The following is a 25,170-nucleotide window of genomic DNA, read 5'->3' on the forward strand; positions in this document are numbered from 1 at the left end:
CTGTTTATTTTTTAGGTTTTGTTTCCTGATTTTTTGCTGCCGGAGTGTAGGTCACTTTTGTAATATCAACCGTCATTTCTTTCAGACGTTTTGCTACATTTTCAGGCATATCTTTCTGGTATCTTCCGCCAATAACTTCGGAAAGGAACTTTTCTGTTTCAGCATACATCGCCATGCTGTTAACCGGTTTTCTGAATCCGTGTCCTTCATCATCAGCTAAAATATAATTTACTTTTTTCCCTTTATCGCGAAGGGCAATGACGATCTGGTCTGCTTCAGCCTGTTTTACCCTAGGGTCATTAGCTCCCTGAACAATCAGCAATGGCTTGTTGATTTTATCTACGCTGAATAAAGGACTTGCTGCATGCATTATTTTTTTTCCTTCCTCAGTATTAGGATTACCTACCATACCATATAAAGATGCGCGGGCAGCTTCCCAATATGCGGGAACAGAATCTAATAAAGTAAATAAGTTACTTGGTCCTACAATGTCCACTCCCGCAGCATAGACATCCGGAGTAAAGGCCAGACCTGCCAGTGTTGCATAACCACCGTAGCTTCCCCCCATAATAACAACTTTATTCTTATCAGCGATTCCCTTTTCAATCAGATGTTTTACTCCCCAGGTGATATCATCCTGCATCAATTTTCCCCATTGCAGATCTCCTGCATTTTGAAATTTTTTCCCATATCCGCCACTTGCTCTGAAGTTAGGCTGCAGTACAGCATATCCTCTGTTCGCCAAAAACTGTACTATTGAATTATATCCCCAATAGTCTCTCGGTCCCTTTGGTCCTCCATGAACTAGAACTACTACAGGTACGTTCTTACCTGAAGATCCAGATGGTAAAGTAAAATAAGCCGGAATTTCAAGTCCATCACTGCTTTTATAGCGAATTGGTGTCATAGAAGCCAGATATTTTTCAACTTTTTTCAGTTCTGGTCTTGGAGTATATTGGAAAATTAACTCTTTTGTTTTGGTGTCGAAGAAATAAGACTCAGAAACATATTGATCACCCCAAACAGAGATTAAAAACTTAGAATAATCTTTTGTTGAGCTTGAGAAATCAACCTCTCTTCCAGGAAATTTGCTTTTTAAAAATTTATAATTGGCTTCCCATGTTTTATCCTTCCAGTAATAATCAGTTTTATCTCCGGTATAAGAAGTGGAAATCATTTTTCTGGTATTTCTGTCCATAAACAGTCCGCCGAAATCTACTTTTTCTTTAGGATCACTTTCTATTTTCGTTGTTTGTTTGGTTTTTGGATCCATCATAAATAATGTTGATTTATCCAGAGCCCCATTGTTGGTTACCAGGTAAAACTTAGAATTGTCTTCGTTCCAGTTTGGAATATAAGCTTCTTCGGTTACCAATGTTTCATAGATAGGAGTCAGTTTATCACCCTCTTTGTAAAGGAATTGGGTAGTCCCTTTATCATCCGTCCTGTTTAAAATTCTGAGCTTTTCATCCCAATCAAAATTGTATCCTGTAATACGGTCTTTATTTTCAAAGACCTTTTTCAGCTCGCCGGTAGAAATTTTTAATGAGTATAGATCATGCCATGCTTTATCACGATTATTCAATCCGACCATCAATAGATCAGGATCTTTTCTGCTTACCATATAGATCTGAGCTCTTACTTCATTGATTGGGGTCAGATTCCTTGACTCAGGAACTCCGTTTGTAGCCTTTGCCATTGGATCTACCGCAAAAATATTCATGTTCTCATCTCCGTTTTTATCCTTTACATACAATATATATTTTCCGTCTTCTGACCAGAAATATCCATTTAATGGACGCTTGCTGTCTGTTAATGGGCGTGCTTTTTCAAAAGATTCGTCAATTTTTTTTACCCATATATTCATGATGCCTCCATATTCTTTCGTAAATGAAATCCATTTTCCATCCGGGCTTAATTGTCCGCCGGAAATTTCAGGATTCCCAAAGAATAATCCTCTGTCCAGCAATGGGACATCTTGTGCCTGTGCGGTAGTCATTCCCATGACAAGGAGCAATACATAAAAGATTTTTTTCATATTTTTTTGATTTTTGATATTGGTTAATTTAGTCATTTATTTCCATAGAAAATGATGGTTTTTTATTCTTTTTATTTGAAATTGTGAAGATTAGGTTTATATATCCAATTCAATAATTTTCTTTGCCATCTTTTGGCTGATGCTTTCAGGAATTAAACGCATCATGAAATTCCGCAATGAATTTCCATGCTCCCATTGAGAAATTTTTCCGATACTACGGCTTGTATTCACAATATAATCTACTTTTTTTCTTCTGATTTTCTGAAACTCTTCAAAAATAGCATTGAAGTCTTTGTTTTTTTCCAATAATCTGCCAAGAACATAAGCGTCTTCAATGGCCTGACATGCCCCTTGCCCCATATTGGGTGTAGTGGCATGAGCTGCATCTCCAATCAGACATAAATTTTCAGTATACCATTTTGGGATAGGAGTGAGGTCCGAAATACTGTTACAGATAATATTTTCTTTTGCTGTAGCTTCTATGAGGTTCAACACCAAATCATCAAAGTCTCTAAAAATGTATGCAATTTCTGAATATCTGCTAAAGCTTTTTTCATTGATACACGCATACCAATACACTTTTTTCTCGGAGATCTTTACAAAGCCGAAACGCTTTCCTTTTCCCCACATTTCAAAAGCTTCGTGATGGTATTGCTCAGGTAATTCAAAATCTACCAATCCCCGCCAGCATTTCTGTCCGGAACTTCTTATAGAACCGGCTTTTAAGATCTGATCCCGGATAGAAGATTTTATACCATCAGCCCCAAAAACAATAGTGCTTTCTATCTGATTTCCATTCTCAAAATCCAAGATGTAATTTTCCTTTTTTTCAATTTTTTGTAGGGAATAATTCAGTTGAATAGATCTTTCATTCAGGTTTTCGGCAAGAATTCGCTGTAACTCTGCCCGATGGATAGCAACATTACAAGAGTTATATTGTTTCTCAAGCTCAAGAATTTCCGTTTTTGAAAAAGGCTTCATAGATTCGTTTGATAATGTGATTCTGTGAATTTTGTTTCCTGCTTTTTCAATTTTTTCTTTTAAACCCAGTTTGTCAAAGATCTGCATGGCATTTACAGCCATCATGATCCCAGCGCCTACAGGTTTTATTTCCGGTGCAGATTCGTAGATGGTAAAATCGTATCCATTTTGTTTTAGAACATTTCCTAAGGTGAGTCCGCCAATTCCGGCTCCGATGATTGAAATGGTATTCATGAGATTGATTTGATTTTTGTTCCGGATTCACTAATAAAATAATTGATGTATTCGTTGTTGAAAATACCTGAATTATAATAAGATAGCTTAGAGTTATGTCAGTTGTATAAGATAGTATTCTGAAAAGTCTATAATGTTAGCATAAAGCTTTCAGATACTTTCTGGAAACCATACTTACCGAAAAAATGATGGGCACCATGATTATCAACACCACTTTCCAGCATAATAAAACTTATATTCCAGTTTTTGGACTCCTGAATCACCTCCTCCAAAAGCCTGCTTCCGAGAGATTGCCCTCTTACTGATTGATCCAAAAGCATATCTTCCAGAATAGCATATTTTTTAAACGGACTGTTGATTACATTGAAAACCAACATTCCCACAATTTTCCCTTCTTCATTTTCAGCGATTAAAATATTCAGTTTTGAAGTCCCATCATAATCATAATCGTTCATAAGCTGTTCCGTGAAGACGGTTCTAAGATCTGGGTTCCAGTGTTCGGAATCCAAAGCCCTGCCATACATGATTTCACTGTGAGAGATGTAGGAATCGGTTTTATGAGTGATAAAAAAATCTACGAGTTCTTCAACACGTGTTTTATCAGTAAGCCATTTCGTAGTATATTTCATAAAAGGTATTATTTTATATTTTTTAATTCTTCCAACAGTTTGTTCTGTTTATTGATAAAAGCGTCCAAACTGTCTGTTTTTAAAGGATGGGCGTTTTGATACTTTTCAATTTCAGAAAGCGTTTTTCTGATTTTAAAGGCAGTATATAAGTTGTTCAGATTGATATTGTTTTTATTAATTTGTGCAATCAGTGAAATAATATTCTTGGTTTTTACACTATATTGATCTGCACTGGTTTGAATTTCTTTTTCAATTTGCTGTTTGATCAAAGAATCTGTAATAGATTTTGCTGAATATCCGGCTTCTTTGTAAAACGCTTCAGATTTGCCAAGTATTTCATTATATGTTTTTAAGAGCTCGGCACTTTCTTTTTGCGCTTTCAGTATTTTATCATCAAGTGCTTTAAGGTTTTTATCATTTTTAATAAGCTCAGAATAAGTTTTATCAATAAGATTATCATTACGATAGCTTTCAAAAGATCCTGATACAGAAGATTCTGCATTATCAATAGCATTTTCTATAATGGGAGGATTTTGATGCTGACTTTCTCTACAGGAAAGTACAAATAAAGCCAATGTTATTGCGAAAAGTATTTTTTTCATTGTGATTTTAGTTAAGTTTATATTGTATTGGTGGAAATTGATGTCTTATCTATTAGTTGATAGGGTTTTAATAATTGTTACAAATGCTATATCTACAAAAATAAAAAAAACGGAGCCTGAAAACAGACTCCGCTTATAAAATTGTTTGCGCTAAAATTATTTACCTAAATAAGATTTAAGGATCTTACTTCTGGTATTGTGTTTTAGTCTCTTAATTGCTTTTTCTTTGATCTGACGAACTCTCTCTCTTGTAAGATCGAAAGTTTCACCAATTTCTTCTAAAGTCATTGGGTGTTTTCCGTTCAATCCAAAGTATAATCTTACCAAATCAGCCTCTCTTGGAGTTAAAGTATTCAATGCTCTTTCGATTTCAATCTGAAGAGATTCAAGCATTAAATCTTTATCAGGACTTGGAGATTCTCCTGAACGTAATACATCATAAAGATTAGAATCTTCACCTTCTACTAAAGGTGCATCCATAGACAGGTGTCTACCGGAGTTTTTCATAGATTCTTTGATATCTTCCTCACTCATGTCAAGAACTTCAGCCAATTCTTCCGGAGAAGGGGGTCTTTCATTTTCCTGCTCAAGGTGAGCGTATGCTTTATTAATTTTATTGATGGAACCAATTTTGTTCAACGGAAGTCTTACAATTCTTGATTGTTCAGCTAACGCCTGTAAAATTGATTGACGGATCCACCATACTGCATAAGAGATAAATTTGAAACCTCTAGTTTCATCGTACCTTTTTGCCGCCTTCATTAATCCTAAGTTACCCTCATTAATCAAATCGGGTAAGGAAAGACCTTGGTTTTGGTATTGCTTAGATACAGAAACTACGAAACGAAGGTTGGCTTTGATTAATTTCTCCAATGCGGCTCTGTCGCCAGCACGTATTCTTTGTGCCAATTCTACTTCCTCGTCCGCAGTAATCAGTTCCACTTTACCAATTTCCTGCAAATACTTGTCTAATGAAGCAGTTTCCCTGTTGGTAACCTGCTTAGTGATTTTTAATTGTCTCATTTATTTTATCCTCAAAAAAGAGTTACTATATAATGTACGTATGGAAATATAAAAAGGTTACACAAGTTTTACTTTTTTATTAAATATTTTAATTGAATGTGAATAGAAGGCTCCAGGACAGGATTTAAAAGTCGGAAATAATATTTTCTAAGCAAGAGAAATACAGAAAAGTAAATTTCTTATATCTTTTATTGGGAATGGCTGCTATTATTCCTATCCTTTGGAAGGTATCAAAAATTCAAAGGCTTTTTGACGGGATGGTTTAAAACAATAATTTTCATAGAACATACAACATCAAACTTTAAATCTAGAACTTTAAGCCAAAAAAACGGAACCGAAGTCCCGTTTTTATCTGTATCTATAAGAATTTTATTTTCAATTAGAATAACTCATTCAATACTTTAGCCAATCTCAATCCTCCGTATAACAATTGTCTTTCAAGAGTATCATTGAATTTGTATTGGTAATCATAAGATAATTTTGATCCGTCAGGAGTCTGTGCGTAGATCTTGTTGGCAATTTTGTGAGAATCATACAACCAGTCTTCCAGCGTTCCAGATTGAATCTGTGCAACTTCTTCTTTAGATTTAATATCCAAAAGTTTAGAATATTCTGTGTAGCTGTATTTTTGAGAATCTACTAATTTACCATCCCAAACAGAGTGTAAATTGGTTTTATCTCCAAAATAAGTAACATTGATTTTATTTCCTCCCAGATCCTCTGCTCTTCCTACGTGTAGCGGCTGAGCCAGGTCTCCCATAATATGAATAAGGAAAATCAAAGCAATCTTTCTGTCTTTTGCCGACGTTTTTTCATCTTTAATCTGGCTGGATAAGGTATTTACCTGAGTGTAAAGACTTGGTCCTGCCTGCATTTTTAGATTTTGGTCAAAAGCCTTAAGATCAGTTTGAGGATCAATGTTTACATAATGCCATGATGAAGCCTGCTTCCAAACTCCCGTAGTATCAGATTTGATGAAATCCGGCCAGTTAGCCCAGTACGCAAGACGTTCCTTGCCCATTATTTTTTTGATTTCTCTCTTAGCCTTTCTGGAAAGGTGATTTTCCGCAATGTCTGCAATTACTCTGTGCCCCGTCAATCCCCACGCATAAGAATAAAGTGAAGAGGAAATGAATGCTAAAATCAGAATTTTAGAATAAATACTTTTCATTTTAAATAACAATTTTCAATCTGCAAAGATACATCCACCTTTCCGAATGAGCATACATTATCCTGAATTTATTCAAAGAATGATGTTAATAAAACTTAATCTGAATAAAATCGGGAATTGTGTTAGGTTTGGAGACAAATCTTTGGTGTGAATATGAGGCTAGGGACAGGATTCGGGGTGCGAAGTATAATAATTAAGGATACGAATTGGAATTGGAATTTCATAGGAAAGCCTCAAGCTTAGCCCTCGAACCTTGAATTCAGAAATTATAACTCATTGATTATGAGATTTGAACTTTGAACTTTAAACCCAAGACAAATTTGCATATTACCGTATTTTTACGGAATTTACTGAAAATTATTCCTTTTAATGTCAATAAATTAGTATTTTTAGAATAAAATTATTGCCAAAATATTTTTTCAAACTTATGAGATATATTATCTTTACAAGTCATAATCACAGGAAACACTATGCATGAGAATAATATTGTAGATATGAACTATAATAAGCTGCAGACAGACTTTAAAGCAGAGGCTGTAGCTGTTAATCTTTTAAAATACCATCGGACGGTAAGCAATATATTTATTGAAAGAGTCGGTGTGAACGATCGTGCTTATCTTAAAGATATTAAAAGCATTTCGAGCAGTTATCTAGGTTTTGATGAGGAAGTTTTTACGATAGAAAGTTACAGGGAAGGAATTTATGATTACCTTCCTGAAGGATTGTTTCACCCACCTTCTCTCGGAGCTTCCAGAAAAAACGTAGATACAGTAGTAAGAGAGATCAGAAAGCAGAAAAGAGTAGAGGATGACGCGCGTAAATTTTTCCGTCCTTTTGAGCTGGAAGTTTTCTTTACAGAGATCAGTGCTCTTCTTAAAGAGTCTGAATTTGATATTACAAGCAATACGGATGCTTTACTGGAAACGGTAAGTGAACTTTGGCCGCTTATCGATATGCTGGATAAGCAAAGTGCCTATATATTTATGCATATTCTGCCGTTTTTCCACCAGATCCGTGGAGATAAAAGGTGGTTTGAAAGATGTATGACTGCTTTTCTTCAGGTTCCGGTTAAGGTAACCTTTTCTCCCAATGTTATTGATGAAATAGAAAAAAATGACGATTCAATGTTGCTGGGGAATTCAAGATTGGGGGTGACCTATATTCCAAGTGGAAGGCATATGGACGGACAACGAAACTGGGTGGTGAATATGGGCCCGATCCCTTATGAAGAAATGAAAAAATATATTCCGGGAAGTCCGTTCAGAAAGGTTCTAGAGACATTGTATGACTATTTTCTTCCTGTAACCGTGGATATAGAAGAGAATTTTGTTACAGAAAAGCTGGAATACTCGTTCAGTCTTGAGGATGATGAAAGAAATGCCAGCCGCCTTGGATACTCTACATTCCTCTAAATTATTTTATTATATTTACAACTACCAACAAAGTATAAATTCGAAAAGAAACAAATGGAAATTTCTTCAGTAAAAGGTATTTTTTTAAGGTATATTTTAATGCCTTTAATCGCAATCATCATGATGTTTATTCTGGGAATTATCAGGAGAAACAAACCTGCGATCAAAATTAAAGTAATTATTATATATGTTCTTCTGTGCAGTTTATGTCTGGCTTTACCAGGTTTTTTTGGATTTGCCGGGAATCTTTTTAATCCATACTGGTATCTCATTGCACAGGTTATTTACCTTATTTTTGGGATTATTCACGTTAACTTATTACACAAATATTTCAAAAAACATATTGATTCTCTGGCAATGAATATTTTGTTTGAATCTATACTTTCATTGACGTGTATTGTATTGGGTGGTTATTTGTTTACCCTATTATTCAACTGGATGAGTAAAGATACGGGGTATGCTGTGATGGCGGCTACAAGTATGCTGATCTTTGTAGTTCCTATGGTATTTTATTATTGCTATATTCAGTTTATCAGTATTCCTTTTGATATTTATAAAACCTGGAGATATTCTCCGGAACAAAAGCTTCCTGATTTTGAAGGGGCAGATTTTGACCGCCTGATGGTTTTGAATGTTGAATTAAGTAAAAACCTTGAAGATTCAAACCGATTCAGAATTAAAGCTAAGACTCTTCCCACTGGAATCACTTTTGGAGACTGGTTTTACAGAGTGGTAGATGATTACAACCATAAAAATCCAGGATCTATTATCCACCTTTCAGATGAAGTAAGAGAACCTTATTATTGGATTTTCTACACTAAAAAATCGTTTTTTAGCTTTAGAAAATATATAGATTTCGACCAGGACATTACTACAAACAGCATTTCTGAAAATGAAGTGGTTATTTGTAAGAGAGTCATTCAACATGAAGAGGAGGGAGTCGCAAGAAAATCATAAACACAAAAAATTAAAAAGTATTAAACATGATACAGCCTATTAAACATTTTGCAATCAACTGGGTGGATGGGATGAAAGTTTCCCAAAGACACCTAAATGATCAGGATAATTTCTTAATTGATACCATCAGAGATTCCAATTCAATTGGGATTACTACATATAACTATGGGCTTTTGCCTATTTCTACTGAGTATACAGACCGTACTATTTTTGATGTTCATAATACTGCTACTAATGATGTACAGTTGGTAATCAAAAGATGCAGCGCTGTTACGATGGCAGGTTACCGTATTGAATTAAGCGACAGAAGAATCAGTGTAAAATCATTGGCAAAATCAATGAGTGAAGAGCAGGCTGATGGAGAATACTATATTTTGATTTCTGTAAATCCGTTTGATAAAGTTCCTTTTGGTGATATTGATCCTGAAGAAATTCCGCCACGTCATCCGAATGCACAGCCGAATCACCATATTGAGCTTCTTCCTGTAACGTCTTTGAACAGCAGCTATTCAGGAGGAAATTATCTGATTATCGGAAAAGTAGACTTAAAGGCAAACATTGCCCAGGTAGATTCTAATTTTATTCCACCTTGTACTTCGGTTCAGAGCCATCCGGCTTTGGTAGAATATTACAGTAGTTTTGCAAAATCTATTGGAAATCTGCAGCAATATGCTTTCAAAATCATTCAGAAAGCTTCTCACAAGAACCAGAATACAGCCTTAGCTCAGAATGTTAAGTTTGTTTGTAATACAATGGTAACTACTTTTGGCGATATGTATTTCCAATTCAGAAATATTACACCTTATCAGCCACCGGTATTTTTAATTGAATCTTTTGCAAGATTAGCCCTTCATTTATATAATTCTACACAACTTCTGGTTCCTGCCGAATTGGAAGAAATGCTGAACTATAGTTTAGAGTGGAGTGAAATTGCGCCTCATACTTTACTGAACCAACTTTCTATTGTAGCAGAAACAAATTACGATCACCATAATTGTGGAGAGCCATTATTGTATATCCAACAGATGCTAAGAAGTTTAGAAATTATTTTCTCTAAATTGAGCGAACTGGATTACATTGGTCAGAGAAAAGAAAATATTATTGTCAACGAACAGGAGGTTTCTACCAACACCAACCCAAAAAGAGGTTGGAGTGTACTAGACTAATACTAGTTATAAAATATAAAATCCCGAATGAAAATTCGGGATTTTTTTATTGATTATAAGAAAACGGTTTATTTCTTTTCCAAAAGGTCCAAAGTGTGTTCTACATGTCCACCGCCTTTCCATTCGTCATGTCCGGGAAGAATAAGTGTAGCTTTTGAATATTTAGTTTGCAGTTTCTTCATGGTCTTTGGCCATTCTTCTACATTGGCTTCTTTAATATACCCTAAATCAGTAGCTGAGTTACTTTTTACAAGGCATCCGCCATCCAGTACATTGTATTTTGGAAACCATATTACTACATTATCAGCAGTATGTCCTTCACCAAGAAAATCTACCACAAATTCTTCCCCACCAATACGATAAGGTTTTCCAATCTTGGTGATTTCACTAGAGGTTGCTTTTCCATCTTTCTTCAGAAACTCATTGGTTTTAGTAGTGGCATAGGTTTTAATTCCTTTCTTATTAAAAAAGCTCAAATCTCCGGCGCGGTCATCATGGGAATGCGTAGCAAACACAGCAATAACAGGCAGGTTATGACGTTTTTTGATGGTATCCATCAGGCTTTGATATTGTACTTTTTCCCATGGAACATCAAATAAAATAACCCCTTTTTTAGTAACAAGATATACTGAATTCGCAGAATATTCTTTACCGCCGAATACTCCAAATGTTTTATAAATATATAAGTTCTTTTTAATGGGTGGTTCGATTACAAAATCTTTTACCTGGGCACCTGCAAAAGGGCTCAACAACATCGAAACAATAAAAAACTGAATGCTTTTTTTCATAAATTTTTAAGGTAATAATTAAAATTTTGGTACTTATGAGAAAGATGAATCTCAACGGAATATTTTGCAAACGTAGTAAAATTAATCTTCGAAGTTTTTTAAGGGAAGAAGTTTAACCTTTTTTTAACAGTTGTGGAAGAGGGATTATTACTTGAGGGGGATTGTTGGAAAACGCAAGGGCGCAAGTTTTCTTTAATATCATATTTTCTAAGGCGCAAAGATTTTATCTCCGATAAAATTATATACCATTGAAAAATATTACGAATACACGAATAATTTCATTTACACTATCATCTATGGGTCTATGCTATGTGGGAACTTCAATAAAAAATTCGTGTATTCGTGGCAAAAAAAAGCTGCTTCATTGTTGAAGCGGCCCTTATGGCGATTATTTCTTTACCAATATTTTTTCTGTGGCTTTTTTACTGAGAATTTCTTTTTGACCATCAATTTCCAGGGTCATCGATTTATCAAAACTTTCAATTTTAATAACTTTTACCTTGGTATTAAGAAGAAGTTTTCGGTCATTTAAATAGGTTAGAAAAGCATCATCTGAAAGGGTAACAGAAGCAAAAATAACAGTTTCTCCTTCTTCACAGCTGCTTAGTTTCTGAAGATCCTGAGCAATAATGTTCCCATCTTTATCAGGAATGGGTTCTCCGTGGGGATCAAATTTAGGATAATCCAGAATTTCGTCCATTTTATCAAAGAAGATCTGGGAATGGACATGTTCCAGCTGTTCTGCAATTTCATGAACGTTTTCCCAGCCGAAATTCATTTTTTTTACCAAAAACATTTCAGTAAGTCTGTGTTTGCGAACGACTAACGCTGCTTCACGTTTTCCGCTGGCAGTAACGATCAGTGGTTTATAGGTCTCGTAAATGACCCATTTTTTTTCTGCAAACTTTTTCATCATATTGTTAACGCTCGGCATTTTTACATTTAAAAATTTGCTGAGTTCGTTAATCGTCACCTTTCCTTCATTGTCAACTAAATGAAACAAAGCTTTCAGGTAATTTTCTTCTGTTAGGGTTGTTTTCAAAATGTTAGATGATTTTCACTACAAATCTAACAAAATAATATTAAAGTTAGCCATTGCAAAGATGAATTATATGTTTACAAAACTCTAAAAGAGCTTAAAATATCTTTTTATTACTAAGAAATATATAATAAGGACAATTGATACTCAGCAGATGGAGTTTTTAATGAATTTAAAAAATTCCATGTATTTCGTTGGTGATTTATGTATATATTTAAGAAAAAAAATAACAACCATGAAACTAAAAATCACATTCCTTTCAGTTTGTGCCTCTTTTCTAATGAACGCACAGATATTGGATAAAAATGGATTAAACACTGACCGTCTCCCCGGAACTACTTTTAAATTTAATGTAGAGAGCTTTAAGAAAAGTGTAGAAGGGAGTAGAAGGAAAACGATAAAGGTTAGTAATCAGTCTATTACTTTGCCACTCATTGATGGAAGCCGGCAGGAATTTATTTTATCCGAAAATAATCTCTTAAGTACAAGGCTGAATAATATTATCACTTTTGATGGATATTCGAAAGACCGGAAATCCAAAATAAAGTTGACATTGGCAGATAATAAAATGACTGCTATGATTAAATCAGGTGATGGTTATTTCATTATAGAACCTTATAAAACTAATACAGGAGAATATAGAATTTATAATTCTTTTGAGATGTTTGGTGAAAATTTTACCTGTAAGACTCATAAAAGCGAATTTGAAGAAAACCTCCGTGCAGTAGCTGAAAAATTAAATACTGATAAGTCTGTAACTGGTTTCCCTTATGGTAATACTATGAGAGTGTTTAGATTGGCTGTGGCTACTACAGGGGAATTTACTACAGCTTTCGGAAATCAGGATGCCGCTCTGGGGGAAGTGGTTGCTATGGTAAATTTAATCAACCAGATTTATGAATCAGAACTGTCTGTTTCTTTTCAATTGATTGAAAAGACACTCAATAAAACTTTGATTTTTACAGATGGATCTACAGATCCTTTTACTATCGATCCCAATTTTGCGTCTTCTACAAATTCCCAGGTGGGATTTACTACAATGAATACAAATGGAACATTAGTTCATGCTGATTATGATATTGGGCATACTTTCAACATCATGCCCGGAACAGTAGGAGGTGGAAGAGGGGAAGCTGCTCCCCAGCCTTGTAACGCTCCTATTAAAGCAAGAGCATGGAGCGAGTGGGTTGTTACTGCACCAAAATCTATGATGGTTAATTTGATTGTTCATGAAATGGGGCATCAATTTGGAGCTGGTCACACTTTTAATGCTATGGGAGGATATCCTTCCTATGGTGAAGCCTGTACAGATCAATGGAGTTTTAATTCTGCAGTAGAACCCGGAGCTGGGTCTACGATAATGGGCTATGGAACTAATTGTTCGGTTCCGGTGAATCAGACTAATTCCGGAAGGAACAATCTTGATTATTTCCATGCCAGAAGTTTAGATCAGATATTAAATACATTGAAATTTAACTCAACGTGTTATAATTCTGTCATAATCGATAATACCCCCCCTTTTGCAAGTGCCGGAAATACGGCTGTCAGTATTCCAAAGAATACTCCGTTTAAATTAAAAGGTATAGGAAGTGATGCAGAAGATCAGAATTTATCATATACCTGGGATCAGGTTGATATAGCTACTGTTTATGATAAAGGAGGATTTGGAAATGCAATAAACGGATTGTCTGGTCTACCTTCAGTTAATAGTACAACAGCTCCATTATTTAGGTCTGAACAGAGTACTAAAACTACTGAGAGATATTTTCCAAAAATGAGATTTGTGTTGGATAATCAGAATATACCTCCAGTAAATGCTGCTGAAGCGTTATCTCTGGTACCAAGAATCATTAAAATGAGATTTACGGTGAGGGATAATAGCGTAGTTTCAGGCGGAGTGGATTCTGATCAGGTTTTGGTAACGGTAACAGATCAGGGGCCTCTATCAGTTACCTATCCTAATTCTAATATTACTTCAAATACCGGTGCTAATATGAATGTAACCTGGAGCGTAAACCAGACTGATGTCTTAAAAAACACAGTTAATATCCTTTTATCAACTGATGGTGGAGTCACTTTTCCTTATGTACTGGCTTCTGATGTGCCTAATAATGGCAGTGCTGCTGTAGTTTTACCATCAGTTAATTATACAAATCGAGCAAGAATTAAGGTTACGGCTGTTATTAATGAATTTGCGGAGTTTTTTGATGTCTCAGATACCAATTTTACTATTGATACAGACTGTAAAGTTTACCCATCTGTTATTGTAGAAAGTAAGAAAGAGTTTACCGCTATACAGGGAAGTCCTGAAGCTAACTTAAATTTGGAGCCACAGACTCCAGCTAATCAAACTTACAATTCGAAATCACTGAGCTTTTTAGCAGGTAATATGATTTCGCTTCCTCTTTATATTTATAATCAGGCAATGACGGCTCCCTATGCTGTTTTAGCTAGTACAGCTTTGCTTCCTGTTCGTTTTAAAGTAACGGAAACAGGAAACTATGCTTTGAGTTGGACTGATCTTAATTCTAAAATTCTTGTGCCAACAATATATAAAGGGAATCAGGTTTTAGCGGCTAATTTTATTTCTTCATCAGGAGTATATTTAGGTACTGGAACTAGCTTTTCATTTTTGGGATATCTTGGTGCATATCTTGAAAAAGGTGTAGAGTATTATATGACTGTTAAAAACATATATAATGTTCCAGTTGGACAAAGTGCCGATTTAAGTATTGATGGAGTTGGGCAATTTTATAATATTATTGACAGCCCGGCAGGAATAAATTATACTTATATTGCTGTCAATACAGTAACAAATTCTATAGCGGGAACGAGTGCTACGGCTAATTTTACAACACTGCCTTTGGGAACTTATACTGTTTATGGAGTTTCTTTTACAGGAATTGAAAGTAGCCTGATGAACAAAACTATAGCAGAGCTTAATCAGGCTGGGATATGTTATCAGCTGAGTGAGAATAATATAATTCTGAAAATAACATCTACATTAGTAACCAAGGAGGCTATCAAAAAGCAAATCGGAATTGCACCCAATCCGGTAAAAGATATTCTTAATGTGGGAAGTGATGAGAAAATTACTCATTATGAGATATATGATGTATCTGGAAAGCTTATTGAAAGCAATATAATGACCAATCCGCAGATCAATTTCTCAAGGTTCAAAACGGGAGTATATATGCTTAAATTATTGAATAATAAAGTTTTAATTCACCAATCTAAAATTATTAAGGAATAGTTAAACAGATGTTGAAACAAGAGGTTGTCTGAAAAGGCAGCCTTTTTTGTTGTTATCATTTTCAATTGCTAATTTTTGCATTTTTCATAAGGTCATTTTATTTCAATTTTTTAATTTTACTCTATGAAATTTTCATTTAAAAACGATTATTCTGAGGGATGTCACCCGAACATTTTACAGGCACTTTTACAATATAATCTTGATCAGCAAGCGGGGTATGGAGAAGATGAATATTCTTTAAAAGCAAAGGAATTAATTAAGGCTAAAATCAATAAAACCGATTCTGATGTTTATCTGGTTTCCGGAGGTACACAGGCGAACTTAATTGTTATTTCTTCAGTTTTAAAACCTTATCAATGCGCTATTTCAGCCTCTACAGGACATATTTTGAACAACGAAACGGGAGCTATTGAAGCCACAGGTCACAAAATTTTAAGCATTGAAACGGAAGATGGAAAACTAAGACCATCAGATATTATTCCGGTGTTGGAAAATCACAGCAATGTTCCGCATCAGGTGATGCCCAAAATGATTTATATTTCCAATTCTACAGAACTTGGAACGATTTATCAGGCTAAAGAGCTGGAAGAACTTTCTGAATTCTGTAAACAAAACCGTCTTTACCTGTTTATGGATGGAGCAAGGCTGGGACACGGATTAACTTCTGAAATCAGTGATCTTACGCTGGAAAAAGTAGCGGAATTAACGGATATTTTCTATCTGGGAGGAACGAAAAACGGAGCTTTGATAGGAGAGGCCATTGTGATTAATAATCCTGCACTTCAGGAAGATTTTGCTTTTAATATCAAGCAAAAAGGAGCGTTATTGGCAAAAGGAAGGTTATTGGGGATTCAATTTATGGAACTGATGAAAGATGACCTGTATTTTGACCTGGCTAAACATGCCAACCAACAGGCAATGAAAATAAAAAATGCATTACAGGAAAAAGGAGTAGAGTTTCTTTCAGATACTTATACCAATCAGATTTTCCCAATTATAAGTAATGATCTTATCCAGATTTTATCAGAAAGCTTTGAATTCTATGTCTGGAAAAAAATAGATGAAGAGTTTTCTGCTATCCGTCTGATTACCTCATGGAGTACAGGAGACGAGGCTGTTAATAGTTTTATTGAAATCATTAGAGAAGAGTTATAGGAAAGGAGGCTGGAAGAAGGAAGATGTGAGTTTTGAAGCCTGAAAATACATTTAAGCTCATTTCTGTGAGATATGGATTTGAGCTATACATAAAAAACTATTAAATACTATGAATTCTATTTTTTCTGCAACCTACTCAACACTTTGCCCAACAGCTTTATCTGTACTTATTGCTGAAAAATATGGAGTAAAAGATGTTCGATGTAAACTTCTGGTTCGAGGAGTGGGAGATACTTATCTGATAGAATCGGAAAACGAATCCTTTATCCTTCGTATTTATCGTTCTTCCCATCGAAGTTTGAATCATATCAAAGAGGAAGTAAGGTTGTTACAGGCATTGAAAGATGCGCAGGTATCTGTTTCTTATCCGATAGCTGATCTTTCCGGACAGACCATTTTAAAGTTGAATGCTATAGAAGGAGAAAGGTATGCTGTACTGTTTTCTTATGCTAAAGGCAGAGTTGTTAGAGCTATGAACGACAATCAGCTTCGTATGATGGGAAATGAAATGGCTCGCTTTCATAATGTGTCTTCTGATTTTAAAGTAGAATATGAACGATGGAATTTTGACCTTCAAACTACTGTTTTTAAACCTTTGGAAAGGTTAAAGCCTTTTTTTACAGAGAACCCTGAAGATTATGAATGGCTGCAGATGATCGCTGCTCAGTTAGAACGTAAGTGGGCGGCTTTTGATACCTCAGAATTCTCAAAAGGATATTGTCATTTTGATTTTTTGCCTAAAAATTTTCATTTTGATCACGATACAGTTACCTTTTTCGATTTTGATTTTATGGGATATGGTTGTCTCGTTAATGATATCATGACATTTTGGTTACATTTTGTACTGGATGTATCTGCAAGAAGAATGACTGATGAAGAATTGCAAAACTCCTATCATATTTTTCTAGATGGATATAAGGAATATCGTGCAGTGAGTCGTGAGGAACTGGCTTCGGTACCATATCTTGCAGTTGGGTTCTGGCTTTTTTATATGAGCTTTCATACGACTCATGATCAGTTTTCTATATTTAGCCAGCCAGACCATTTAAAATTATATGTTGGGTTCATTAGGAATATTGTAGAAAATTATTGGGAGAAGGAAGCTTAGGGGTTCTATTTTGTTGGAATTTTAATTTGTCATTCTGAACGGAATGAAATGAATAATCTCAATGATCTTATTAGATTAATAATGGTATAAGTTTCTCGCAGATTGCACAGATTTCGCAGATGTTTGTGGTTTACAATTTATAAAACAAAATGCTGTTCTCAGGTGTTGAGAACAGCATTTTTATTTGACTTCAATAGAGTTTGTTTATTTTACGGCTTTGCTCACTACTTTACAGTCAGCTGCACCTAGCTTTTGTCCGTCTTTATAGCTGATTTTCTTGTCGTCTGCATATTTTGACTGTCCGTCTTCTTCTTTATGATCTCCGATACCTTCTGTTAAAGCATTGTCTTTCTGTAAGAAGTAAATATCTCTTTTGCTTTTTTTACCTTCAGAAGAGAATTCGTAGGTTAGTTTTAGAGTATCTCCAGATTTAAATCCTGTTACGTCTCCTTTTGAACTGTCTTTTTCACTGTTTTTATACGACAGTTTTCCGGTAATGGTTCCCAGGTTGTCGTCAATAGAAGCGAAAACACTGTCTTTTCCAGTTACTCCTACATAGCAGAATGATTTTGGCCCCAGCGTATCTACTACAGGTTCTTCTACTGCAATAGTATCAGTATTCACTTTAGGAGCAGGAGCTTCAGTTTTTTTATTACAATTGATTAAAAAAGCTGAAACAGCACCTAATAAGATTAATTTTTTCATATCCTTAGTTATTTAAAATCAAATTTTGAAGCGCTAAATTAGTGATACTATTTATATATTAATGGATATTTTATAAAAGTTTAAAAATATCATTCACTTGGGCACGGAAAATGATTCATATTATTTTATTTTTAAATTCATATTATGAAGCAAACTGTCAGAAAGCTGGGATTAGGATTATTATTTTTAGGCGTAAATTTTTTGATGGGGCAAACCCCTCAAAACTATATTTATACTTCATCGGGAGATCTGCAGAATATAGAAAATATGATTGTACGAAAAGATATTGGCGGAGTACAGATTGTCTATAACTGGAGAGTTTTGGAGACTTCAAAAGATGTTTATAATTTTTCAGGTATTGAAAAAGATTTAGCGTATTTAACTTCTTTAAATAAAAAATTGTTTATCCAGCTTCAGGATAGATTTTTTGAGCCTCAGGCAAGATATGTTCCTGATTATATTTTGAAGGAGAAGGAGTATACCGGTGGATTGGTGGCTCAATATGATAATCCGGGCGAGAATAAACCTGTTGGAAGTGGTTGGGTAACCCAGCAATGGAATCCTGCAGTTAGAGCAAGGTATCAAAAGCTGATTGGAGAGCTGGGGAAAAGGTTTGATGGGAGAATTCAGGGAATTAATCTTCCTGAAACCTCAATAGATATTGAAATGAAAAAAGATAAAACCTGCTTTAGTTGTGATAAATATTTTCAGGCTGAGTTGGATAATTTAAAATTTGCAAGTCAAGCATTCAAAGAATCTCATGTATTACAATATGTCAATTTCTTTCCGTGTGAATGGGAAAATGATCATCAGTATATGTCCAGATTATTTGATTTTGCCGATAAAAATAAGATAGGGTTGGGCGGCCCGGACATTGTTCCTGATAAAAAGGCTCAGATGAAAAACTCTTATCCGTTTTTTAATCAATATAAAGGAAAATTACCATTGGTCGCTATGGCAGTCCAGGAGCCCACATTAACTTATATCAATACAAAAACAAAAAAGCCCTTTACAAAAGAAGAATTTGTGAATTATGCACAGAATTTTCTTGGGGTTAATATTATATTCTGGAGCGTGGAGTCTCCCTGGCTGCAAAATTAGCGAACATTTAAAATATCTTAATGGTTTTAAATTATTGTTTAGTCACAAAAGTTTTTGAATGCTTAGTTTATTAAGTTAAAAGCTTTGCGTATAGATAAGTGTACATAAGCTTTGAAAATCGTTGATTTTCTTATTGCATCCACTTTTTCATTGAGTATGTCGAATCTTTGATTTCTGTAAAAATCCAGGATGCTATTTTCAACCACAAAAGTCACAAAAATTTTTAGACACTTAAGTTATTTTAAGAGACAAGCTTTGTGTATAAAGAAGTGCACATAAGTTTTGAAAAATCAAAGATTTTTCATTTCCACCCTAACACTCTCAAACCCTAACACTCTCAAACCCTAACACTCTCAAACCCTAACACTCTCAAACCCTCAAACTCCCCCTAAATCCTCTCGCCGCATAATAAGAATCTGCACCGTTATGATAATAGAATACCGTATTGTAGCGTCTGTCGCAGAAAACAGCGCCTCCAAGTTCTCTGATTGAAGCAGGTGTTTGTATCCAGCTGGATGTTTTCTGATCAAACTTTCCTAACTCCTGAAGGTGGCGGTATTGTTCTTCGGTTAAAATGTCAATACCCATTTCTGATGCTTTATCAATAACATTGCTTTCCGGTTTGTTAGCTTTTCTTGATTCCCATGCGGGATAATCGTAGCAAAGACTTCTGCGTTTGGGGCTTTCCGGAGAGCAGTCGAAGAAGAGATATTCATCTGTTTTTTGGTTATAATCCACTACGTCAGGTTCGCCTTCCGTTTCTTCCATTTCGTTTAAAGACCAGAGTTTTTCAGGATTGGCTTCCAGTTTGGATTGGATATTTTCCCATTTCAGTCCTTTGTGGCGGGGCATATTTTTTTCAAAACGGGTTTTCAGTACTTTTAAAAGGGCTTCGCTTTGTTCGGGAGTTAATGATTTCTTTTTCATGTTAAATTTTGTTTGTTCTTTTGAATGAATTGGTTTTTGTTGTTGGCAATCGCAAAGGCGCAATAGGTTTTGAGGCTGATAATATTTTTAAGGCGCAAAGATTTTATCTACGATAAAATTGAATGCTGCATACTTTCATCTCATATTTGCTGAAAATCTTAGATTTTCTTGCGCCTTAAAACAGCATTAGGTTTTAATTCTTAGCGTCTTTGCGATATTCCAACAAAATTAATGTAATTATCTGGATGAAATTTTTAATCGTGTGTATTGCCCCGGACATTACAAAGAAAAATCCAACATAAGCCCATTCTTTTTTTACTGTTTGTTCTTTTGAATGAATTGGTTTTTGTTTTTGGCAATCGCAAAGGCGCAAGAGACTTTTGAGGCTGATAATATTTTTAAGGCGCAATGATTTTATCTCCGATAAAATTGAATGCTACATAGTTTTATCTCATATTTGCTGAAAATCTTAGATTTTCTTGCGCCTTAAAAACAGCATTAGGTTTTAATTCTTAGCGTCTTTGCGATATTCCAACAAAATCAATGTAATTATCTGCATAAAATTTTTAATTGTGTATTAGTTGTCGCTGAGAGAGATTTTTCTGTTGGCAGGTCTGAAATACCATGAAATAATAACCAGCACAAAGAGCAATACAGCAGGGAAGGTTCTTCCGGCAATATCTCCCACAATAAGGTGTGAGATCACTGCTCCGGACATCACAAAGAAAAATCCCGCATAAGCCCATTCTTTTAATAGTAGCTGTTTCGGGATGAGAATGGCAATGACTCCCAAAATTTTCCATACACCGATAATGGTCATAAGATAAGCAGGATAGCCAAGATTGGTAAAATTGGCAAGCTCATCCTTATTTTTCATAAGCTGAACAATGGCTGTTGAGATCATACCTAAAGCCATCCAGAGGGTGAAAATCCAATAAATGATTCTTTTTCTTTTTTCTGTTTTGTTTGATGTTTCCATAGTAATTTTGTTTTTGTGATTAGTCGTTAAGGCCTTTTCCTTCAAGGATTTGAGGAATGCATTTTTCGATTCTTGCTTCCCTGGTTTTGGATTGTTTGGCAGAGGAAAAGTAGAGTAGGTAAGCTCTTTGTCGGCCTGGTGTTAAGGCTTCAAAAGCATCTTTTAATATAGCATCCTGATCGAGTCTGTTTTGAAACTCTTCAACCATTTCAAAGTCTTTGGTTTTCTTCATTTCAACCTTCACTCCGGATTCTTCAATTTCCACAGCTTCAAACATATACGTCCGAAGTTCTTTTTTAAGATCATTAATTTGTTGAAGATCTGTAAAACGAATTTGTCTCGCTGCCTGTACATTTTCAGACTGCTGAATTAAAATCTGGTCAGGATCTTTCATCAAAGCACCTTTAAAGAAGAGTAGGGCACAATATTCTTTAAATCCGTGAATTAAGAATATATTTTTCCCTTCATAGGTATAACACGGACATCCCCATTTTAAATCTTCTACCAATTCGGTACTTAGAGCAATGGTTCTTAATGCTTCAAATTCTTCTTTCCACTGTGTGGCTTTATCGAAGAAAAAATTAACTTTTGGATTCATGGAGTTGGGTTTTAGGGTTTGAGAGTATTAGAGTATTAGAGTATTAGAGTATTAGAGTATTAGAGTGGGAGCTTTAAATTTGTAAATTTGGGAGGAAGAGAGTGATTGAGTCGAGGGTATTTAAACTTCTAATTTTCAGTATCTGAAATCTGAAATCTGATATCTATTCAAACATTTCCTGCAAACGATTATGCGCCATATTAATTCCCTGAGCAAATGGCATTTTCAGATGTTGATCTCTGAAGTCTACGGATTTGTATATCATCTGGATTGTGATTTTGCTGGTGGTATCCGTTAGTTTTTCAAATGCTAAAAACTCGATCTGAACCGGAAAAGGGGTGTTTTCCATTTGGAAAGTTCTTATAATTTTCTCATTTTCAACAATGTCATGAATGGTTCCGTTAGCACTAAACATTACTTCTCCCTGAGGATTAGAAGTTTCGAAACGGTAACTTCCATGTTGTTTATTTTCAAACTTGGTCACTTTGGTTCCCATCCATTGTTCAAAAAGTTCGGCTTCTGTATACGCCTTGAAAAGCAATTCTACAGGAAGATCAAATTCTCTGATAATGAAGATTTCCTGTTTGCCATCTTCTGCGTGGATTTTTGTTTTTAGTTCCATATTTTGAGTTTGAGGGTTTTGGTGTTTTAGAGTATTAGAGTATTAGAGTATTAGAGTATTAGAGTGGGAGGGTGAGAGCGTTTAAGGTTGTTATCCCTTCACCAACGATTGACGATTTACTTTACTCATTCTTTAAGTCATGGTACGCTTTCATCACACTTTCCAGCTTATTGAATTTCTCATCCCACATGTTGCGGAACGGCTCTATAAAATCGGCTATTTCTTTCATTTTATTAGGATTAAGGTGGTAAGTAATTTCACGGCCGTTTTGTTCAGATCTCAACAGTTCACATTCTGTAAGGATCTGAAGATGCTTGGAAACGGTTGGTCTTGCGGTATCGAAATTGGAAGCAATGGCTCCTGCAGTCATGGATTGAGCAGCCACCAACATCAATATAGATCTTCTGGTAGGGTCTGCGATCGCCTGGAATACATCTCTTCTTAAATTCATTGTGTAGTTATTTGACTACAAATATATGTGTAGTTATTTAGCTACGCAAGTTTTTTTTGAATTATTTATTTAATGTAAGAGAAAAACCCCTTATGAAATTAATTCATAAGGGGTTTCTATTTTCATTTAATTGGGCTTAACTGTAGATTTAATATCCTCCCACATTTTTTGTAATCTTTCATTTAGTTCAAGATTACGGTGAACTTTCTCAAAATGATGTGATTTTTGATCCTTATCTACTAAGCAAAGAGAGAAGAAAAAATGAGGCTTTAGTTCTTCTCCAAGCTTTTCAATATCAAATTTATCATTCGGGTATATGAAAATGATTGTAGACTCACATGGACTTTTAACACTTGTTGCTCCATGTCTTCTCAAACATATAAGTATACATTCCTTAGCTTGTTCATATTTACCTTCAAAATCATCATCGCAATTTATTACGTCATAAGATAAATGATATTTTCTTCCCAAAATTTCTGATACTAGTTTCATTGAATTAAATTTTTGCTAAAATATCATCATTGATTGATATAAAATTATGGATTCCCGTAATTTTGTTTTTTAGTTTTTATCCTATTTAACCTTTCGCATCGGAAATTTCTGGCTGGCCATTCTTCCGTTCATCATTCCTGAAATCTCTGCCATCAGAGAATCTTTTCCCTTTTTTTTATAGGCAATCATTTGCGGGAAATCATGAGCCGGATTTTCAAAGACAAGAGAAGTGGGATCTTTGATTTCTTTGGTCGCAAAGTCTACGGGAAGCTCATGGTTTTGATGCTTTACAGAAACAATATAATGCAGCTTTTTATCCTTTTCTATCAATCGGACAGACTCGAATAAAAGGGTGTCTTTATTTTTCAGATAATAGCTTTTTCCCTGAAATTCGGTAGGGCCTTTTCTTTTCCAGGTTTCATAGAGGCTTCCTTTGGGTGTTTGGGTTTCCCAGGTTCCGAGAAGCCATTCCAGTTTATTGAGTTCACCTTGTTGCTGAGCCCAGCTCCCCATCATCAGGATAGTGATGATGGCAGGGATGAGTTTTGTTTTCATTGCTGTCGTATTTTATCTCAGCAAAGTTCAGGATAGGAATGATCTTAAAATTGTAAAAATGCGACATCAGGAATCTGTACCATAAAATAAATAAGACATCTGAAGATTATCACCATAAAATTCTTTTGGGGTAAGCCCTGTAAATTCTTTAAAATCTTTGATAAAGTGAGCCTGGTCATAATATTCAGCGTCGTGAGCAAGTGCCGTAAGGTTAATATATTCCTTATGGAGAAGATGCTTGAGCGTTGACTGAAGTCTTATGGTTTTGGAAAGCTGTTTGGGACTCATACCAATTGCTGAAGAGAATCTGCGTTCCAATTGTCTGCGGTTGATATTGGTCTGCCGGGAGAGTTCATGTACAGAGATTTGCCCATTGACTTGCAACAGAATATCGACGGTTGATTGTACAATCTTGTCAATGGTTTCTGTGTTCAGTATTTCACTCAGGAAGATTTCTACCAGATCTATTTTCTCCTGTATGGTGTTGGATAGGAAAATCTTTTCTCCCAACTCAGTTCCGGCAGCTCCAAACAGGTCTTCTAGGGGAACTGCTTTATCATCCATTTCTTTGATGGGAATGGTGGCAAAAGGCAGAAAACCATTATGATGAAAACGGACAGAAAATATTCCGGTAATGCCTGTAGGTTCAATTCTTAAAGGTTCAGTAAGCTGCCCGAAAACACAGTATCTTGGCTGTACAACGGCTTTTCCATCAATATACTGTTTGTATAAGTCTCCATAATGGAAGATCATTTCCATGCAGCCATCAGGAACAATGGTTTGGGTTTGGGGAATGTCTTCTTTGGGACTGTCCAGCGTCCAGTAGCACTTGATGAGTGAAGCCAGTTCCGGATGGGGTTGGAATATCTGATAATCCATTGTATATAATGATTCTAATTGGCTAAAATTATTAAAAAAATAAAATCAATTCTAATAAACAATTGAAATGCAGTAGATTTTTCCCACGGATTTCACGGATTACACAGATGGATATGGATAATTAGAAGCAAAGTTTTATAATGTAATTACGTATTTTTAAGGAGCTAAAGGTAGTCAAGTGAACTTATCTGGTGAAGATTATGGATAAGAGCCGGCTTTATCCAAGCGATTGAAAATCGATTAATTCTTTGCTTACTTAAAATAGGAATCAACCATAAACTTTGTGTTTTAAAAAATAAAATCTT

The 25,170-nt window shown here is 35.1% G+C and carries 24 protein-coding genes; 7 read left to right on the forward strand and 17 right to left on the reverse strand.

All coding sequences use genetic code 11. From position 1 onward, the window contains the following. Positions 1-4: 4 nt before the first annotated feature. The 6 genes from EG344_RS21560 to EG344_RS21585 all read right to left on the reverse strand — a co-directional run bounded on the left by EG344_RS21560 (position 5) and on the right by EG344_RS21585 (position 6,678). Positions 5-2,038 carry a S9 family peptidase gene (locus EG344_RS21560; protein WP_228412797.1) on the reverse strand — a complete coding sequence of 678 codons (2,034 nt, stop codon included), beginning with the start codon at positions 2,036-2,038 and terminating at the stop codon, positions 5-7. 96 nt (positions 2,039-2,134) lie between these two features. Continuing rightward, positions 2,135-3,253, reverse strand: coding sequence for an FAD-dependent monooxygenase (locus EG344_RS21565; protein ID WP_123911354.1), 1,119 nt, complete (start codon positions 3,251-3,253; stop codon positions 2,135-2,137). Between the two features lie 128 nt (positions 3,254-3,381). After that, complete coding sequence (locus EG344_RS21570; protein WP_123911355.1) at positions 3,382-3,882, reverse strand: GNAT family N-acetyltransferase; 501 nt, start codon at positions 3,880-3,882, stop codon at positions 3,382-3,384. An 8-nt stretch (positions 3,883-3,890) separates the two neighbouring features. Continuing rightward, positions 3,891-4,484: a hypothetical protein gene (locus EG344_RS21575; RefSeq protein ID WP_123911356.1), complete on the reverse strand. Its 594-nt coding sequence runs from the start codon at positions 4,482-4,484 to the stop codon at positions 3,891-3,893. A gap of 156 nt (positions 4,485-4,640) precedes the next feature. Next, positions 4,641-5,507: an RNA polymerase sigma factor RpoD/SigA gene (locus EG344_RS21580; RefSeq protein ID WP_002979276.1), complete on the reverse strand. Its 867-nt coding sequence runs from the start codon at positions 5,505-5,507 to the stop codon at positions 4,641-4,643. 379 nt (positions 5,508-5,886) lie between these two features. Then, complete coding sequence (locus EG344_RS21585; RefSeq protein WP_123911357.1) at positions 5,887-6,678, reverse strand: S1/P1 nuclease; 792 nt, start codon at positions 6,676-6,678, stop codon at positions 5,887-5,889. Positions 6,679-7,148: 470 nt separating this feature from the next. On the opposite strand from EG344_RS21585, the gene EG344_RS21590 reads away from it, so the two are divergent. From EG344_RS21590 to EG344_RS21600, 3 genes are read left to right on the forward strand one after another with little or no spacing between them, the layout of a single operon-like run. Further along, positions 7,149-8,090, forward strand: coding sequence for a type VI secretion system baseplate subunit TssG (locus EG344_RS21590; protein WP_123911358.1), 942 nt, complete (start codon positions 7,149-7,151; stop codon positions 8,088-8,090). Positions 8,091-8,144: 54 nt separating this feature from the next. Further along, positions 8,145-9,047, forward strand: coding sequence for a TssN family type VI secretion system protein (locus EG344_RS21595; protein ID WP_123911359.1), 903 nt, complete (start codon positions 8,145-8,147; stop codon positions 9,045-9,047). A gap of 26 nt (positions 9,048-9,073) precedes the next feature. Then, complete coding sequence (locus tag EG344_RS21600; RefSeq protein ID WP_123911360.1) at positions 9,074-10,213, forward strand: hypothetical protein; 1,140 nt, start codon at positions 9,074-9,076, stop codon at positions 10,211-10,213. Positions 10,214-10,281: 68 nt separating this feature from the next. Here the strand turns inward: EG344_RS21600 and blaIND are convergent, their stop codons facing one another. Together blaIND and EG344_RS21610 are read right to left on the reverse strand one after the other, a co-directional pair. Next, positions 10,282-11,001: an IND family subclass B1 metallo-beta-lactamase gene (blaIND, locus tag EG344_RS21605; protein WP_123911361.1), complete on the reverse strand. Its 720-nt coding sequence runs from the start codon at positions 10,999-11,001 to the stop codon at positions 10,282-10,284. Between the two features lie 388 nt (positions 11,002-11,389). Then, positions 11,390-12,043, reverse strand: a complete 654-nt coding sequence (locus tag EG344_RS21610) for a metal-dependent transcriptional regulator (protein WP_123911362.1) — start codon at positions 12,041-12,043, stop codon at positions 11,390-11,392. Positions 12,044-12,275: 232 nt separating this feature from the next. Here EG344_RS21610 and EG344_RS21615 point away from each other — a divergent pair, with 232 nt between their 5' ends. The 3 genes from EG344_RS21615 (at position 12,276) to EG344_RS21625 (ending at position 17,556) form a co-directional block, all read left to right on the forward strand. After that, positions 12,276-15,293: a zinc-dependent metalloprotease gene (locus tag EG344_RS21615; protein ID WP_164464486.1), complete on the forward strand. Its 3,018-nt coding sequence runs from the start codon at positions 12,276-12,278 to the stop codon at positions 15,291-15,293. Between the two features lie 123 nt (positions 15,294-15,416). Beyond that, positions 15,417-16,448, forward strand: coding sequence for a threonine aldolase family protein (locus EG344_RS21620; RefSeq protein WP_123911364.1), 1,032 nt, complete (start codon positions 15,417-15,419; stop codon positions 16,446-16,448). A 109-nt stretch (positions 16,449-16,557) separates the two neighbouring features. Further along, a complete protein-coding gene (locus EG344_RS21625) occupies positions 16,558-17,556 on the forward strand; it encodes a phosphotransferase enzyme family protein (RefSeq protein WP_123911365.1) in 999 nt (332 codons plus the stop codon). A 204-nt stretch (positions 17,557-17,760) separates the two neighbouring features. On the opposite strand, the gene EG344_RS21630 is transcribed toward EG344_RS21625, so the two are convergent. Next, on the reverse strand, positions 17,761-18,261 hold the full coding sequence (locus EG344_RS21630) for a hypothetical protein (protein ID WP_123911366.1): 501 nt from the start codon (positions 18,259-18,261) through the stop codon (positions 17,761-17,763). 144 nt (positions 18,262-18,405) lie between these two features. Between EG344_RS21630 and EG344_RS21635 the strand changes: the two genes are divergently transcribed. Then, complete coding sequence (locus tag EG344_RS21635) at positions 18,406-19,362, forward strand: hypothetical protein (protein ID WP_123911367.1); 957 nt, start codon at positions 18,406-18,408, stop codon at positions 19,360-19,362. A 369-nt stretch (positions 19,363-19,731) separates the two neighbouring features. On the opposite strand, the gene EG344_RS21640 is transcribed toward EG344_RS21635, so the two are convergent. The 8 genes from EG344_RS21640 to EG344_RS21675 all read right to left on the reverse strand — a co-directional run bounded on the left by EG344_RS21640 (position 19,732) and on the right by EG344_RS21675 (position 24,865). Further along, positions 19,732-20,289 (reverse strand): DUF4256 domain-containing protein, encoded by a 558-nt coding sequence (locus tag EG344_RS21640; RefSeq protein ID WP_123911368.1) that lies wholly within the window; start codon positions 20,287-20,289, stop codon positions 19,732-19,734. Positions 20,290-20,866: 577 nt separating this feature from the next. Then, positions 20,867-21,268 (reverse strand): DoxX family protein, encoded by a 402-nt coding sequence (locus EG344_RS21645; protein ID WP_123911369.1) that lies wholly within the window; start codon positions 21,266-21,268, stop codon positions 20,867-20,869. Between the two features lie 19 nt (positions 21,269-21,287). Continuing rightward, the gene (locus EG344_RS21650) at positions 21,288-21,866 is read right to left on the reverse strand and encodes a YdeI/OmpD-associated family protein (RefSeq protein ID WP_123911370.1); all 579 of its coding nucleotides are present in this window, start codon (positions 21,864-21,866) and stop codon (positions 21,288-21,290) included. A gap of 163 nt (positions 21,867-22,029) precedes the next feature. Beyond that, positions 22,030-22,488, reverse strand: a complete 459-nt coding sequence (locus EG344_RS21655) for an SRPBCC domain-containing protein (RefSeq protein ID WP_123911371.1) — start codon at positions 22,486-22,488, stop codon at positions 22,030-22,032. A 121-nt stretch (positions 22,489-22,609) separates the two neighbouring features. Beyond that, entirely contained in the window at positions 22,610-22,939 is a 330-nt protein-coding gene (locus tag EG344_RS21660) for an ArsR/SmtB family transcription factor (RefSeq protein ID WP_123911372.1), read from the reverse strand. 126 nt (positions 22,940-23,065) lie between these two features. Beyond that, positions 23,066-23,431, reverse strand: a complete 366-nt coding sequence (locus EG344_RS21665; RefSeq protein ID WP_123911373.1) for a hypothetical protein — start codon at positions 23,429-23,431, stop codon at positions 23,066-23,068. A gap of 81 nt (positions 23,432-23,512) precedes the next feature. Beyond that, the gene (locus EG344_RS21670) at positions 23,513-23,986 is read right to left on the reverse strand and encodes a DUF6265 family protein (protein WP_123911374.1); all 474 of its coding nucleotides are present in this window, start codon (positions 23,984-23,986) and stop codon (positions 23,513-23,515) included. A 66-nt stretch (positions 23,987-24,052) separates the two neighbouring features. Continuing rightward, a complete protein-coding gene (locus EG344_RS21675; protein ID WP_123911375.1) occupies positions 24,053-24,865 on the reverse strand; it encodes a helix-turn-helix domain-containing protein in 813 nt (270 codons plus the stop codon). Positions 24,866-25,170: the final 305 nt, after the last annotated feature.

Origin of the sequence: Chryseobacterium sp. G0162 (assembly GCF_003815715.1) — a bacterium.
GTDB lineage: Bacteria > Bacteroidota > Bacteroidia > Flavobacteriales > Weeksellaceae > Chryseobacterium.

What these genes read in the sequence shown, in the direction of transcription:
- EG344_RS21560 (WP_228412797.1), bottom strand. Translation starts at nt 2,038, where the DNA reads ATGAAAAAAATCTTTTATGTATTGCTCCTTGTCATGGGAATGACTACC.
- EG344_RS21565 (WP_123911354.1), bottom strand. Translation starts at nt 3,253, where the DNA reads ATGAATACCATTTCAATCATCGGAGCCGGAATTGGCGGACTCACCTTA.
- EG344_RS21570 (WP_123911355.1), bottom strand. Translation starts at nt 3,882, where the DNA reads ATGAAATATACTACGAAATGGCTTACTGATAAAACACGTGTTGAAGAA.
- EG344_RS21575 (WP_123911356.1), bottom strand. Translation starts at nt 4,484, where the DNA reads ATGAAAAAAATACTTTTCGCAATAACATTGGCTTTATTTGTACTTTCC.
- EG344_RS21580 (WP_002979276.1), bottom strand. Translation starts at nt 5,507, where the DNA reads ATGAGACAATTAAAAATCACTAAGCAGGTTACCAACAGGGAAACTGCT.
- EG344_RS21585 (WP_123911357.1), bottom strand. Translation starts at nt 6,678, where the DNA reads ATGAAAAGTATTTATTCTAAAATTCTGATTTTAGCATTCATTTCCTCT.
- EG344_RS21590 (WP_123911358.1), top strand. Translation starts at nt 7,149, where the DNA reads ATGCATGAGAATAATATTGTAGATATGAACTATAATAAGCTGCAGACA.
- EG344_RS21595 (WP_123911359.1), top strand. Translation starts at nt 8,145, where the DNA reads ATGGAAATTTCTTCAGTAAAAGGTATTTTTTTAAGGTATATTTTAATG.
- EG344_RS21600 (WP_123911360.1), top strand. Translation starts at nt 9,074, where the DNA reads ATGATACAGCCTATTAAACATTTTGCAATCAACTGGGTGGATGGGATG.
- blaIND (WP_123911361.1), bottom strand. Translation starts at nt 11,001, where the DNA reads ATGAAAAAAAGCATTCAGTTTTTTATTGTTTCGATGTTGTTGAGCCCT.
- EG344_RS21615 (WP_164464486.1), top strand. Translation starts at nt 12,276, where the DNA reads ATGAAACTAAAAATCACATTCCTTTCAGTTTGTGCCTCTTTTCTAATG.
- EG344_RS21620 (WP_123911364.1), top strand. Translation starts at nt 15,417, where the DNA reads ATGAAATTTTCATTTAAAAACGATTATTCTGAGGGATGTCACCCGAAC.
- EG344_RS21625 (WP_123911365.1), top strand. Translation starts at nt 16,558, where the DNA reads ATGAATTCTATTTTTTCTGCAACCTACTCAACACTTTGCCCAACAGCT.
- EG344_RS21630 (WP_123911366.1), bottom strand. Translation starts at nt 18,261, where the DNA reads ATGAAAAAATTAATCTTATTAGGTGCTGTTTCAGCTTTTTTAATCAAT.
- EG344_RS21635 (WP_123911367.1), top strand. Translation starts at nt 18,406, where the DNA reads ATGAAGCAAACTGTCAGAAAGCTGGGATTAGGATTATTATTTTTAGGC.
- EG344_RS21640 (WP_123911368.1), bottom strand. Translation starts at nt 20,289, where the DNA reads ATGAAAAAGAAATCATTAACTCCCGAACAAAGCGAAGCCCTTTTAAAA.
- EG344_RS21645 (WP_123911369.1), bottom strand. Translation starts at nt 21,268, where the DNA reads ATGGAAACATCAAACAAAACAGAAAAAAGAAAAAGAATCATTTATTGG.
- EG344_RS21650 (WP_123911370.1), bottom strand. Translation starts at nt 21,866, where the DNA reads ATGAATCCAAAAGTTAATTTTTTCTTCGATAAAGCCACACAGTGGAAA.
- EG344_RS21655 (WP_123911371.1), bottom strand. Translation starts at nt 22,488, where the DNA reads ATGGAACTAAAAACAAAAATCCACGCAGAAGATGGCAAACAGGAAATC.
- EG344_RS21660 (WP_123911372.1), bottom strand. Translation starts at nt 22,939, where the DNA reads ATGAATTTAAGAAGAGATGTATTCCAGGCGATCGCAGACCCTACCAGA.
- EG344_RS21665 (WP_123911373.1), bottom strand. Translation starts at nt 23,431, where the DNA reads ATGAAACTAGTATCAGAAATTTTGGGAAGAAAATATCATTTATCTTAT.
- EG344_RS21670 (WP_123911374.1), bottom strand. Translation starts at nt 23,986, where the DNA reads ATGAAAACAAAACTCATCCCTGCCATCATCACTATCCTGATGATGGGG.
- EG344_RS21675 (WP_123911375.1), bottom strand. Translation starts at nt 24,865, where the DNA reads ATGGATTATCAGATATTCCAACCCCATCCGGAACTGGCTTCACTCATC.